Source organism: Rhizobium acaciae (genome assembly GCF_025941625.1).
Classification (GTDB): domain Bacteria; phylum Pseudomonadota; class Alphaproteobacteria; order Rhizobiales; family Rhizobiaceae; genus Rhizobium; species Rhizobium acaciae.
Map to the genome: position 1 here is coordinate 17,549 of NZ_JAPCZO010000039.1, position 13,657 is coordinate 31,205.

Below are 13,657 nucleotides of genomic sequence, written 5' to 3' on the forward strand. Positions count from 1 at the left end.
CTTGAAGCGTGATCAAGATCAGAAGGTCTTGGTCAGCGAGACCTTGAAAGTACGACCGGGCTCGGAATACCAATCGCGCGGCTGTGACGCCGTCGAGATCAGGTTGACATCGCGCACGGCGAGCGCGTTGAAATATTCCTGGTCGAAGATGTTGTAAACGCCTGCCTGCACGCGCAGGCCCGGCACCTGGACCGGCGTCCACCAGCCGGTCAGGTCGACGATCGCATAGCCGGGCGCATCGAAGGTCGTGTCGGCGGTGTTGGTGACAGGCGTATCGAGATGGTCGGTGAGCATGCCCGCCGAAAGCGTCGAAGAAAGATCGAAGCCGAAATTCTCGTTGCTCCAGCCGCCGCCGATGATCGCCTTGAACGGTGCCACCGATCGCAGGCGCTGGGCAGTTTCCTCGTTCCTGCCGTAGGCATAGGCGAGTGCGGCATGCAGGTTGATGCCGTTGTTGAACGTCTTGTCGGCGCTCGCTTCGATACCGGAGATCGTCACACTGCTGACGTTGGTATAGTTGAACTCCGTGATGCCAGTGGTCGCGTTGACGCTCGTCACCGTTTCGATGAAGTTGTGATACCGGTTGTGGAAGACCGCCAGACGGCCGTTGAAATCACCCGTGTCGAAATTGGCGCCCATCTCGACCCCATAGCCAGTTTCTGGCTTCAGGTCAGGGTTGCCGAGCTGGGCATAGTTGCCACCCGCATTGTAGAAGCGGCTGTAGAGCTCATCGACAGTCGGTGCGCGGAAGGCCGACGACAGCTGGGTGTAGAGCTGCACATCGAGTGTCAATTCGTAGGTGGCGAGCACCTTCGGCGAAACGTGCTGATCGCTGCGGTCGGACAGCGTGCCGAACTTGGCAAGCGCCGGATTGCTGGCGAACCCGCCGCTCGTTGACGGATCATAGCTGAACCAGTCGAAACGAATGCCTGGCGTCAACGCAAAATTCGTATCGCCGAACTCGATCTTGTCTTCGATCGACAGGCCGATCGTCTTGCTCTCGACGTCGGGAACTTCCGACTGGTTGTTGAGCGAAGGGCATGTCGTCGGCGTCGGGCATAGCGCGGAGCTGTACTGGGTCCAGTCCGACGTCGTCGCTTCGAGCGTTGCCTTCACCGAATGGCGGACGTTCGAATATTCGAAATCCTTGGTGACGGTGCCGTTGAAGCCCCAGGTCTTATTTTCGATCTCGTTGTTACGGCCATAGGCGACATTGGCCGCCGTGCGGCCGTTCGTGCCCGATTCCTTCTTCAGGTCCTGCCAATAGAGTACCGCGCGGGCGGAGGTGAAGAAAGCGTCAGACGATGTGGCTTCATAATCATAATCGAGGGAAACGCGGTCGCGGTCGTTCAGCTCACGGGCATCATAATTGTCGATCATATAGGTGCGCCCGGTCCCCTGCAGATCTCTTTTGTCGGTCTGGAGATCGCGACGGAACCGTTCGGCCGTCAGGCCGAGGCGGTGGCCGCCCTCGAATTCCTGGCGGAGCTTGAAAAGCAGGTTGTGCTGGTCGAAATCGGCAGGATCCGACTCGGTGCGGTAACGACCGTAGCTGTCGTTGTCGCCCATATTGTCGCGTTCATGGCCCTTGCGGTAGCCGCCCTGAAAGAGGATCGACGTGTTGCCGATCTTCTTGGCAGCGGCGGCCGATCCGGAAATGCTGCGGTCTTCGCTGTCATAGGTCGACTTGACGATCGCACCCCAGTCGCGGCCTTCCGGAATGAGATCCTCCGGCTCCAGCGTGTTGACGACGATGGCGCCGCCGAGCATGCCCGAGCCGCCCCGGCTCGAATCCGCGCCGCGCACAATATCGAGCGACGACAGCGAATTGAAATCGAAGGTGTCGCCGCCGCCGTTGGCGTTGGCCGGCGCGAAGGCCCCCTGGCGTGAACTGTTCGAGAGATAGGGGATCGGAATGCCGTCGACGATGGTCAGGATGCGCGGGCCGGAGAGGCCGCGCAGATTGATGCCGGCATCGCCACGTGAGGCGTTAATGCCCGGATCGACGCTGCGCCCGAGGTCCTCGATATTGGTGACCTGTTTCTCATCGAGCTTCTTGTCGGTAATCTCGGTCGAAACCGGCGTGTCGGCGACGCTGCCGGGCGCCGCGCGTTTGCCCTTGACGACGATCTTCTGCAGGACGGTGCTGTCCTCCGCCGTGACTTGCGGCGTGGCTGCCGTAGCGCTTTGCGCGAAAGACTGCGAAACAGGAAGAACAACTGTGGCTGCCGTGCAGACCAATAGAACCGAACGCCAATGCCGGACGATCATAACCTACCCTCTAATGATGATTACCGGGCTGGCTGGTCGTGGCGTGTCGCACGCTCGAGGGGCTGGCTGGGCTTTTACGGATGAAGGCGGAGCAGAATTCCGCCTTCTTTTTGCCGCATAAAAAACATGAGGAGCATTGTCAACATAAGTCGTCGTCTTATGTTGAATATTTATATCAAGTTTTAGCGATCTTCAATGACGTTGCACAATTGCAACGAAAAACGCCCTCATGCGTTGTCTTTAGCCACGGATAGGAGGAATCGGACGCGTTGAGAAAACTTTCGACATTGGCGATCCTTTGCGCCGCTACCGCCTTTCTTGCCGGCGCCCGCCTGCCCCCGCAAGGCCCGATGCCCGAACCTCGGCCAGATGCCGGACAGGCGACCAGCCCCGCCTCCCCTTCTTCGGAAAAGGCAGAACCGCCCAAGCCTGAAGAGGTCCCGGCCCCGCAGCCGAAGCCGAAGCCCGATGTAAAGGATCCGCAGGCACCGGCATCGAGCCCGCCGCCAGTGCCGCAGGTCGCACCCTCAAAGTCCGGGTCGGCAGAGCCGATGCAAGGTCCGCCGCGGCCGCCAGGCAGCCCCGATAGCTCGCAGCCGCCGACGGAAGAAGGTAAGCCGCCCGGCGAGCAGACACTTGAAGAGCAACACCTGACGATCGAACCCGAAAGCGATGCCGAGCATGCCGAATGCACGGCCGCACTCCAGTCCCTGGGCGTCGTCTTCAAGGACACGCCGCGCATCGACGACGGTAACGGCTGCGGCATCGACAAGCCGATCATCGTCTCCGAAGCCCTGCCCGGAATCAAGCTGAAGCCGGAGGCGACGATCCGCTGCCCGGCGGCACTCGCCCTCGCCCGCTGGATGAAGGACAGCGTGATCCCGGCGGCTTCCGCCGCCCTGCCGGAGCAGGGCCGCATCACCACCGTCAACCAGGCAACGTCCTATATGTGCCGCCTGCGCAACGGCGCCGGAACCGGCAAGATCTCCGAGCATGCCCGCGGCAACGCCATCGATATTGCGAGCTTCCATTTCGAAAAGGGTGAGGATGTCGCCGTCCGCTCCCGCCGCGAGGATTCGACGCTGACCGGCGCCTTCCAGCGCACCGTCAGCGCCGCCGGCTGCCTCTACTTCACCACCGTCCTCGACCCCGAAAGCGACGCCGCCCATGAGACGCATTTCCACCTCGACGTGATCGAGAGGAAGGGCGGCTATCGTTATTGCCATTAGTCATTTCAAAGAGTTGCGCTTCACGCTTGAATCGAGAACCGAAGTACCCAAATCAAAGCTGCAGAATATCAATGAAAGGGGCGACCGCGAATGAGGATCATCGCATGTTACGCGATCGTGGCTCTCGTTTTCCTGGGCATAGGTTTCGTTTTTACCGGCAAACTGCATTGGTTTCTTGCTGTCGGAGTGTTGCTGACAGGCACTTTGGAACGGCTGGTCCTCTGGCTGCTCATAGGTCCCGAACGGGAGAAAAGCCATCGTCTTCGTCTATTGAGACAGCCAGCCAAGCCATCACCGGATCAGAACAATCCCTCGATATAGCCCTGGTCGTTCAAGAAAATCCGTTCCGCCGACGGTGATTTCGGCAGGCCTGGCATTGTCATGATCTCGCCGGTGATGGCGACGACGAAGCCCGCTCCCGCCGAAAGCCGCACCTCTCGCACGGTGACGATGTGGCCTTCCGGCGCGCCGCGCAGGTTCGGATCGGTGGAGAAGGAATATTGCGTCTTCGCCATGCAGATCGGCAGCTTGCCGTAACCCTGCTCCTCCCATGTCTGCAACTGGTCGCGCACCGCCTTGTCGGCAGTCACCTCGCCGGCGTGATAGATCTTCGAGGCGACGATCTCGATCTTCTCGAACAGCGAAAGATCGTCGCCGTAAAGCGGCTGGAATTTCGCCTGCCCGGATTCGGCCAGTTCCACCACCTTGTGCGCCAGTTCCTCGATGCCGGCCGAACCCAGCGCCCAGTGACGGCAGAGGATCGCCTCGGCGCCAAGCCTCGAGACGAATTCCTTGACCGCCGCGATCTCGGCTTCGGTATCCGAGACGAAATGGTTGATCGCCACGACGACGGGCACCCCGAACCGGCGCACATTGGCAACGTGCCGGCCGAGATTGGCGCAGCCCTTCTTCAGCGCCGCGACATCCTCCGTGCCGAGATCGTCCTTCTTCACCCCGCCATTCATCTTCAGCGCCCGGACGGTCGCGACGATGACTGCCGCATCCGGCTTCAGCCCCGCCTTGCGGCACTTGATGTCGAAGAATTTTTCCGCTCCGAGATCGGCGCCGAACCCTGCTTCCGTCACCACATAGTCGCCGAGCTTCAGCGCCGTCTTCGTCGCCGTCACCGAATTGCAGCCATGGGCGATATTGGCGAAGGGCCCGCCATGCACGAAGGCCGGATTATTCTCCAGCGTCTGCACCAGGTTCGGCTGCATCGCATCTTTCAACAGCACCGCCATGGCGCCGTCTGCCTTCAGGTCGCGCGCATGCACCGGTGTCCTGTCGAAACGATAGCCGATGATGATGTCGCCGAGCCGCTGCTCCAGATCCTTGAGGTCGGTGGCGAGGCAGAGGATCGCCATCACTTCGGAGGCGACGGTGATGTCGAACCCACCCTGGCGCGGGAAGCCGTTGGCGACGCCGCCGAGCGAGGAGACCATGCTTCTGAGCGCCCGGTCGTTCATGTCCATGACCCGCCGCCAGGTGATGCGGCGGATGTCGATATTCTCTTCGTTGCCCCAGTAGATATGGTTGTCGACCATCGCCGCCAGCAGATTGTGCGCAGATGTGATCGCATGGAAATCACCGGTGAAATGCAGGTTGATGTCTTCCATCGGCACGACCTGCGCATAACCGCCGCCGGCCGCCCCGCCCTTGACGCCGAAGCACGGACCGAGCGAGGCCTCGCGGATGCAGACTACGGCTTTCTTGCCGATCCGGTTCAGCCCGTCGCCGAGCCCAACGGTGGTGGTCGTCTTGCCCTCGCCCGCCGGTGTCGGATTGATCGCGGTGACGAGGATCAGCTTGCCATCCTTCTTGCCCGCTTGCGCAGCGATGAACTCGGCACTGATCTTCGCCTTGTCGTGACCATAGGGAACGAGCTGCTCGACCGGAATACCGAGTTTCGCCCCGATTTCGAAGATCGGCTTTTTGGCCGCGGCGCGCGCGATTTCGATATCGGATTTGATTGATGGCATGGATGTCCCCCCGTCCGGCCCCCGCGGGAGCGGAGTCGTTGTTTTCTCTTCATCGAGATAGCGAAATATCGGCGGGGTGTGAATAGCGCCAGGCTTGCGGCCGCTAAGGATTGACGGGCGGGACGAGGCGCCTTCAGAGTTTGAACAACCGGCAGCTCGACGCAAAACGGCGAGCTACGCTCTTTCACGTCCTGAGATCAATTGAAGGAAGTAGCAACAGGAACGATCTCTGCCTCAGCTTTTCTCGGGCATCGAGGGCTTTCCTTCGCCTCCGGCCCACAGACGTGCAAGCCGGGCTCTTCATCATAAGGAATGATACCATTGATGATGCCAAGCTCGAGCGCCTGAGAAGGAACTATGATCCTCCCTCGCTCAGTTGATGTGGCGGGCATCATCGCCTCGTATGTCTCGGCATTGACGCCCATCTCGTCGAAATAAGCGGAAAGTCTCGTATATTCAGCCGTGCCGGAGACACCCGAGTTCTTCTCCGAAACTCTCCCAAGTGATTCTCTCCTTGCCCGGCTGCACGAGACCATCCCTATGCCGCCATGAAAGAACTCAAAGGTACCGCAACGCTATTTTTGCAAGTCGAAACTCAACCGAGGCGCGCACTACCGTGGCTATTTTTTCACAATTCGAACGAATCGGCTTGCGTTAGGTCAATTGGGGCTAGCATCCCGCCGATTTTCTGTATTTGATAGCGGTAACATTGGGCTGCCGGAGGCGTACAAATGTCTTACATGACTACCTCTGAAAGACAGTCATTGCTTTCGGCAGAACTTTCGACCGCACGAACGCGCAGCCTGTTTGCACAGGCGCTTGGCAGGGTCTCTACAGCCTTCGGATTGTCGCATGCGACGCTGATGCACGCCCCCTCCCCGGAAGATCTTCTCTTGAAACCCCTGCTGATCGAGAGCTCGCTTCCGGCCGCCTATGTCAGGGATTTCGACCGTGCCCACATGATGCGCGGCTGCCCTTTCGGCGTAAGGTTAAGAGCATCTGCCGTGCCGCCGGCCTGGCACCTCAACGACGCCTCCAATGGTCAGGCCTTTCCCGCCGAACTTCGTGCCCTGATGCTGCGCCATGCCATACCGGCAGGCATTGCCATGCCGACCACTGCAGCCGACGGCCAGCGTCTGATCTTTTGGTTCTGCGGCGAGCGCGCCGCGCTCGGCCAAAGCGAGATCAACGAGCTGGCAATGATCATTCTCCATGCACTCGATGCATACAATGCAGTCAAACGCAACGAGGAATGCGCGCATAACGCGCTGTCGACTCGGGAACTAGAGGTTGTGCGCTGGACTGCCCAGGGCAAGACCTCGATCGAAATCGGTCAGATCCTCACACTCTCGGATCATACGGTGAACGCCTATATGACGAACGCGATCAAAAAACTCGATTGCGTCAACCGGACCCAGTTGGTAGCTAAGGCAATTCGATTGAAGCTGATCAACTGAGGAATCAGAAGAGAGTCGGCACGTCGTCCCGTGATCTGGGGGAATCGTGCCTCTTCACTTCGAACAGCCCGTTATTGACAAGACAGAACAATCCCGCGCCCACATCGGTATCACCGATGCGGAAGTCGTCCAGATGCTTGCTGCCTATCGTCTTTTCGGCTTCTGGCGCATCGACATCGAGACAGGACATTTCTTTGCAAGCGAGGATGTCCATGCGATCTTCGGCCTCCCCTACAGCGACGGCCCTGTCAACCTGACAGAGCTGATGTCGCGCATCCACGAGGAGGACCGCAGCCTGATCGCCCAAACTTTCGAAGAGGCGAGCCTTTACGGAGTCGGCTTCCATTTCGTTTATCGTGTCGACAACCGGCTTGGCGGCTACAAGCTGGTGCGCAGCGTCGGCCGCTTCCGAAACGATGAAAGCGGCGGCGGCATCGTCGGCATCACCTATGAATTTGTCGAGAAACTACGCGTCGTCGGCTTCGAGGACAACACGATACCCCGCTGACTCCAGACGTTTTAGCGGTCGAGCACCGAGCGGATCTCGACGAGGTTCGAACGTACCCTCAGAATATAGAAGCCCATGGTGGCGAGATGGCTCGGCATGATCCAGCCATCCTCGCGCCCGTTCGAGATGATCGCGGGCTGGATGCGCAGTGCGGCCTGGAACTGCCGCGTCGTGCTGCCCCAGATCGCGCCGAGATTGCGTTCCTGCACCACCTGCGAGAAATCCGCCTGCGCGGCGGCAAGGATGGCGTAGTAGGCATAGAGCTGGCCATAGGCGAACCAGAATCGGTCGTCGGCGCGGGTGTCGAACCAGCCGCGATTGTGGTTTTCCGAGCGCTCGGCGAGCATGTCGGAGGTGCCGCCGAGATCGTTGGCGATGCGGTCGATGAACTGCATCAGATTGTCGGCGCGGCCGTCGAAAATGACGTTGCAGAGAGCAAGGTCGGTGTTGAACTTGCGCAGGCTGCCGATCGCCGAGCGGTAATAGGAAGGTGTCGGCGTCTTCGGTCCGAAGGGATTGAGCCCGAAATACCAGCTGTTTTCGTCGAACTGCAGATTGCCGCGCGCGCTCTGCAGGTCGTTGTTGATGCCCGACGTGCCGCGCACCCGCCCAAGCGTATCGACAAGCTCCGCCGAGGTCCGCCGGACCGCCTGATTGACGCCGCGCTGGAACGACGCCTTGTTGTCGAGGAAAGGCGTGTGATCCCAGTCGATGCCGAAGAAGCCCATCTTGTAGAGCAGCATGGAGGAGATCCACGCGTTCTGATTGACATTGAAATCGGTCAGATCGGCCGCGACGTCGACGATCGCCGAGCGCTGGCAGGTCTTCGGCGCCGTCGCATTGGCACCCTCGGCGATCGGCACTTCCTGCCCAGCGGCAACCTTGCGTTCGGAAAGCCGGTACTGGTCGACGAAAGCGGTGTTGAAATTCGACCAGACCTGCGTCTGCCAGAAGAAATAACCGTAGAGCACGACCAGCAGCGCCACGAACGCGATGACCGGCAGCCGGATCATCCAGCTCCGGCGCTGATACCAGCCGTGCGCGGCAAGAATGGGCCAGAAGGCCCAGGCGGCAAACAGGCGGGCCCAGCGGCCGATCATCTGGCCGATCAGCCTGAAAAAACCGGCTATCCGGTCAAGCATCGTCGTCTCCTGTCAGGCGAGGCGAACATCGGGACATTGCCGCCCCGCTGCATCCCACATATGCGCTCGATGGGCCGAGCACAACACGAGCCCTTCGATTTTTCGGAATGAACGCATTGCGCAAGAGGGGTATTGCCTCGCCCCTGCTGGTCAGGAGCGCAGGAAAGGCAGGCTGAAACGGAAAGACCTGCGCGCCGTGTCGATCAGAGGCGCTCCCGATGTTTCCGGCGGCGGTTCGGCATAGGTCGGAAACCTTCTGGCGAATTCGAGATCGGCGCGGCTCTTGCGCCGCTCCAGATCCTGGGCGACCAGCATGCCCTTCTCGAACAGCCTGATCGGTGCGGCGATATCGGGAAAGAGTTCCGGCTTGATCCTCACCTTCATGCCCGGCCGGTCGGTATCGACCTGCGCCTGATAGATGATCAGCCGCTCTTCCACGTCGATCAGCAGCTTGCGCAGCAGCGCGTTGCAGGCGGCGATCCGGCCGTTCAGCGAATCGACAAAGGCCTGGAACAGGCCGATGAAGCGCTCGCGCCGCTGGCTGTCGTCGCGCATCTCGTGCTCCCCGGCGGAAATCCGCTCGGCCTCCGCCTTCAGCGCCCGCCGCTCCGCCTCCATCTGCTCCCAATGCGCCCTGTTGCCATAGACGCCGATACGGCCCTGCGTCGTCAGCGCCTTGGCATTGAGCTCCTTCATCTTGAGGCGGGCGATGTCGATGGAAACGACCAACCGCCGCCGCTGCTCGACGATATCGACAAGGCTGAGTTCGGCGGCCTTGTGCCGTTCGGTGAGCGCGGCGCGCTGGCCGGCGATCAGCCCCGCGAGCGCGTCCGATTTCGTCAAAAGGTCGAGCAGCCGCTCGATGACGGGCGCCTCGCGCACGCGTTCGGTATACATGCGCCACATCCGTTGGCGCGACACCCAGCCGGCCATCTTCTCGCGCAGCGTCAGCCCCCGGAAACTGTCGAGATCGGCTGAGACCTCGGCCGTCAGCCGATCGAGGGAAAAGACCAGCTCGGCCAGTTGGGCGTCGAGCGCCGCAGCATCGGCGATATGGGCCTGGAAGCGGGCATTCTGCTCGAGGAAGACCTCGTCGGCCGATCGGGTTTCGTCGCCGCTGAAGGCGCCGATCGCGGCGACGCAATAGGCTCCCTCGGCCGCAATCCTCTCGGCAAGGCTGCCTGCGGCTTCATACTGGCTGTCGAATGGCGGGGGTTTGCGCACCAAGCCTCTCCAGGGAATCTCCTGCCCCAAGCTAGTCGCTTGCGGCGCCAAAGAAAACAGGCAGCATCGGCGGCTTTAGACCGGCTCGGCGATCCAGGCACCGTTCATCGCGTCGTCCCAGTGCCTGCGGCAGAGCGAGACATATTTCTCGTTGCCGCCGACATCGATCTGCGCGCCTTCGTGCAATACTTTTCCTTCCGCGTCGAGCCGCACAACCATCGTCGCCTTGCGTCCGCAATGGCAGATCGTGCGCACCTCGCGCATTTCGTCGGCGATCGCCAGCAGTTCCTGCGAGGCCGGAAACAGCTTGCCCTGGAAATCGGTTCTCAGCCCGTAGACCATCACAGGAATGTTGAGCCTGTCGACGACGCGGGCAAGCTGCCAGACATGGACAGGCGTCATGAAATGCGCCTCGTCGACGAAGATGCAGGAAATCGGCGCGCCCCCGCCACTCAGTCCCTTGATCAACAGGAACAGGTCCTCATGCGACTCGAAAGGAATGGCGCTCGCCTCCAGCCCGATCCGCGAGCCGATGACGCCCCGACCAGTGCGCTCGTCGAAGGCTGCGATCAGTTGCACAGTGCGCATGCCGCGCTCCTGGTAATTATAGGAGGCCTGCAGCAGCATCGTCGACTTGCCGGCGTTCATCGTCGAGTAGTTGAAATAGAGTTTTGCCATCCGATTTCTCCTTGATCGGCTTATTGAAAGCTCGGAATGGCAAAGAAAAGCCCTGAGTGAGCGATAATCACAGGAATCCGGCTCGAAAACCGCTGAAAGCCCCGAAAACAAGGCGCTGCCAAAAAATCCGCGGACGTCGCAATCGCATGGGTCGATACGGCGCAAACGCACTGAGGTCGCTTGTCAAACTCGGTTATTGATGGTTGGCTTGGGAACTTAAAGACTGGGAGTCTAAAATGAAAACAACAAGCACGTTCAAACTCGTTACCGCAACTGCCGTCGCCGCCCTCTCCGTTGCGACCGCCGCCTTCGCTGCCGATCCCGACAGCTGCTCCACCGTTCATTTCTCGGACGTCGGCTGGACGGATATCACCGCCACCACCGCCACCGCATCCGTCATCCTGAAGAGCATCGGCTATGAGACCGACGTCAAGGTTCTCTCGGTGCCGGTCACCTATACCTCGCTGAAGAACAAGGACATCGATGTCTTCCTCGGCAACTGGATGGAGACGCAGGAGAAGGACGTCCGTCCCTATCTCGACGACAAGTCGGTCGAATCCTTCGGCCCGAACCTCGTCGGCGCCAAGTACACGCTCGCAACCAACGCCAAGGGTGCGGAACTCGGCATCAAGGACTTCAAGGATATCGCCGCTCACAAGGACGATCTCGACGGCAAGATCTACGGCATCGAGCCCGGCAATGACGGCAACCGCCTCGTCATGGACATGATCGAGAAGAACGAGTTCGACCTGAAGGATATGGAAGTCGTCGAATCCTCCGAACAGGGCATGCTCGCCCAGGTCGCGCGTGCCGACAAATCAGGCAAGCCCGTTGTTTTCCTCGGCTGGGAACCCCATCCGATGAACACCAACTTCAAGCTGACCTACCTCACAGGCGGCGACAAGGTCTTCGGCCCTGACTTCGGCGGCGCCAAGGTCTTCACCAACGTGCGTGCCGGTTATCTCGACGAATGCCCGAATGTCGGCATGATGTTGAAGAACTTGAAGTTCTCCCTCGACATGGAGAACCAGATCATGGGCAAGATCCTCAACGACGGCAAGGAGCCGGAAGCTGCGGCTTCCGAATGGCTGAAGGCGAACCCCGCTGCGCTTGAGCCCTGGCTTGCGGGCGTCAAGACCCGCGACGGCAGCGGCGAAGCCCTCGCGGCCGCCAAGACCGGCCTCGGCCTCTGATGATATGAACGGGGCGGCTCGCCGCCCCGTTTCATTTTTATCCGATTGTTGTTTTTCTGGATAGGCGCACCCTTGAATTGGATCACCGAATTTAAGATTCCCGTTGGCCCCTGGGCCAAGTCCTTCGTGGATTGGCTGACCTCGAACGGCGAATGGTTCTTCAACCAGATCGCCTTCCTGCTGTCGAGCGCCATAGACGGCCTGCTCTTCGTGCTGCAGAAGCCTCATCCGCTGATCGTCATCGCTGCCATCACCGCCATCGCCTTTTGGCTGCGCCGGTCGATCGCGGTTGCCGTCTTCACCTGTCTCGGGCTGCTGCTGATCGTGAACCAGGACTATTGGAAGGAAACGACGGAGACGCTCGCCCTCGTGCTCGCCGCCACCTTCGTCTGTATGGTGATCGGCATTCCGCTCGGCATTGCCGCTGCCCGCCGCCCTTGGGTCTATGCCGCCATGCGCCCGGTGCTCGATCTCATGCAGACCATACCGACATTCGTCTATCTGATCCCGGCGCTCATCCTGTTCGGCCTCGGCATGGTGCCGGGCCTGATCGCGACCGTCATCTTCGCAATCCCCGCCCCGATCCGGCTGACGCGCCTCGGCATCATCTCGACGCCGCCGTCCCTCGTCGAAGCCGCCGTCGCTTTCGGCGCGACGCCGATACAGGTGCTGCGCAAGATCGAGCTTCCCTTCGCCACGCCGCAGATCATGGCGGGTCTCACCCAGACCATCATGCTGTCGCTGTCGATGGTCGTCATCGCCGCCCTTGTCGGCGCTCCCGGGCTCGGCGTGCCCGTCGTCCGTGCGCTGAACACCGTCAATATCGCCAAGGGCTTCGAGGCGGGCTTCTGCATCGTCATCCTGGCAATCATTCTCGACCGGATGTTCCGCACCGCGGGTGAAGGAGGCGCTGCATGACCGCGGTAAGCTTTAACAATGTCAGCATCGTCTTCGGCGATCGGCCGGAAACCGCGCTTGCCATGGTCGACCAGGGCAAAACGCGCGACGAGATCGGCGCCGCCACCGGTCTGGTGCTCGGTGTGGCCAACGCCTCGCTGACGATCGAGGAAGGCGAGATCTTGGTGCTGATGGGTCTTTCCGGCTCCGGCAAGTCGACGCTGCTACGCGCCGTCAACGGGCTCGCTCCCGTGGTGCGTGGCGATGTCGCGGTCTCGGCGGCCACCGGCCCCGTCAACCCCTATAGATGCAATGCCAAGGCGCTACGCGAGTTGCGCACCCACACCGTCTCGATGGTGTTCCAGCAATTCGCCCTCCTGCCCTGGCGCACCGTCGCCGACAATGTCGGCTTCGGTCTCGAACTCGCCGGCATGCCGGAAGCCGAACGCAAGCTCCGCGTCGGCGAACAGCTTGAACTCGTCAACCTGACGAAATGGGCCGATCGCAAGGTCAACGAGCTTTCCGGCGGCATGCAGCAGCGTGTCGGGCTCGCCCGCGCCTTTGCCACCGGCGCCCCGATTCTGCTCATGGACGAGCCGTTCTCGGCGCTCGACCCATTGATCCGCACCCGCCTGCAGGATGAGCTCCTGGAATTCCAGCGGCGGCTGAAGAAGACCATTCTTTTCGTCAGCCACGATCTCGACGAGGCCTTCCGCATCGGCAATCGCATTGCCATCATGGAGAGCGGCCGCATCATCCAGTGCGGGACGCCGCACGATATCGTCAAGAACCCCGCCGACCAGTATGTCGCCGATTTCGTGCAGAACCTCAATCCGATCAACATGCTGACGGCGGCCGATGTCATGCAGCCGGGCCTGGGCCAGACTGCCGCCGGCATGAGCGTCAGCGCCACGGCCCGCGCCGTGACCCCGCTCATCGATATCCTCGATGCCCTTGCCCGCCAGCCGGGCAGTATCGGCATCGTCGAGAACGGTGCGATCGTCGGCACCATCTCGGCTCAGGATATCGTCGCCGGCCTCACCCGCCATCGCCGCAAGCAGGAAGCTTGATGTTTTCCA

At 60.9% G+C, this 13,657-nt stretch carries 11 protein-coding genes and 1 pseudogene; 6 read left to right on the forward strand and 6 right to left on the reverse strand.

All coding sequences use genetic code 11. The annotated features are described in order from the left end of the window. Positions 1–18: 18 nt before the first annotated feature. Entirely contained in the window at positions 19–2,271 is a 2,253-nt protein-coding gene (locus OLZ32_RS36525) for a TonB-dependent hemoglobin/transferrin/lactoferrin family receptor (RefSeq protein WP_264399852.1), read from the reverse strand. Positions 2,272–2,540: 269 nt separating this feature from the next. Here OLZ32_RS36525 and OLZ32_RS36530 point away from each other — a divergent pair, with 269 nt between their 5' ends. Next, positions 2,541–3,500: an extensin family protein gene (locus OLZ32_RS36530; RefSeq protein ID WP_264399853.1), complete on the forward strand. Its 960-nt coding sequence runs from the start codon at positions 2,541–2,543 to the stop codon at positions 3,498–3,500. A 299-nt stretch (positions 3,501–3,799) separates the two neighbouring features. On the opposite strand, the gene OLZ32_RS36535 is transcribed toward OLZ32_RS36530, so the two are convergent. Further along, positions 3,800–5,479 (reverse strand): formate--tetrahydrofolate ligase, encoded by a 1,680-nt coding sequence (locus OLZ32_RS36535; RefSeq protein ID WP_003541836.1) that lies wholly within the window; start codon positions 5,477–5,479, stop codon positions 3,800–3,802. A gap of 197 nt (positions 5,480–5,676) precedes the next feature. After that, positions 5,677–5,943: pseudogene (locus OLZ32_RS36540) on the reverse strand (hypothetical protein); the annotation flags it as partial. A 267-nt stretch (positions 5,944–6,210) separates the two neighbouring features. Here OLZ32_RS36540 and OLZ32_RS36545 point away from each other — a divergent pair. Beyond that, the gene (locus tag OLZ32_RS36545) at positions 6,211–6,936 is read left to right on the forward strand and encodes a helix-turn-helix transcriptional regulator (protein ID WP_003541839.1); all 726 of its coding nucleotides are present in this window, start codon (positions 6,211–6,213) and stop codon (positions 6,934–6,936) included. Between the two features lie 46 nt (positions 6,937–6,982). Further along, the gene (locus OLZ32_RS36550) at positions 6,983–7,444 is read left to right on the forward strand and encodes a PAS domain-containing protein (protein ID WP_017989110.1); all 462 of its coding nucleotides are present in this window, start codon (positions 6,983–6,985) and stop codon (positions 7,442–7,444) included. An 11-nt stretch (positions 7,445–7,455) separates the two neighbouring features. Here the strand turns inward: OLZ32_RS36550 and OLZ32_RS36555 are convergent, their stop codons facing one another. The 3 genes from OLZ32_RS36555 to OLZ32_RS36565 form a co-directional block, all read right to left on the reverse strand. Further along, positions 7,456–8,586, reverse strand: coding sequence for a DUF2333 family protein (locus OLZ32_RS36555; RefSeq protein WP_264399854.1), 1,131 nt, complete (start codon positions 8,584–8,586; stop codon positions 7,456–7,458). A 150-nt stretch (positions 8,587–8,736) separates the two neighbouring features. Beyond that, positions 8,737–9,810 carry a hypothetical protein gene (locus OLZ32_RS36560; protein ID WP_264399855.1) on the reverse strand — a complete coding sequence of 358 codons (1,074 nt, stop codon included), beginning with the start codon at positions 9,808–9,810 and terminating at the stop codon, positions 8,737–8,739. Positions 9,811–9,885: 75 nt separating this feature from the next. After that, positions 9,886–10,488: a thymidine kinase gene (locus tag OLZ32_RS36565; protein ID WP_003541848.1), complete on the reverse strand. Its 603-nt coding sequence runs from the start codon at positions 10,486–10,488 to the stop codon at positions 9,886–9,888. Between the two features lie 236 nt (positions 10,489–10,724). Between OLZ32_RS36565 and OLZ32_RS36570 the strand changes: the two genes are divergently transcribed. The 3 genes from OLZ32_RS36570 (at position 10,725) to choV (ending at position 13,648) form a co-directional block, all read left to right on the forward strand. Beyond that, positions 10,725–11,681: a choline ABC transporter substrate-binding protein gene (locus OLZ32_RS36570; protein WP_003541850.1), complete on the forward strand. Its 957-nt coding sequence runs from the start codon at positions 10,725–10,727 to the stop codon at positions 11,679–11,681. Between the two features lie 72 nt (positions 11,682–11,753). Continuing rightward, positions 11,754–12,599, forward strand: coding sequence for a choline ABC transporter permease subunit (choW, locus tag OLZ32_RS36575; RefSeq protein WP_017961531.1), 846 nt, complete (start codon positions 11,754–11,756; stop codon positions 12,597–12,599). Further along, positions 12,596–13,648, forward strand: a complete 1,053-nt coding sequence (choV, locus tag OLZ32_RS36580; RefSeq protein ID WP_003541854.1) for a choline ABC transporter ATP-binding protein — start codon at positions 12,596–12,598, stop codon at positions 13,646–13,648. Before choW ends, choV begins: the two co-directional genes overlap by 4 nt. The last annotated feature ends 9 nt before the right edge of the window (positions 13,649–13,657 follow it).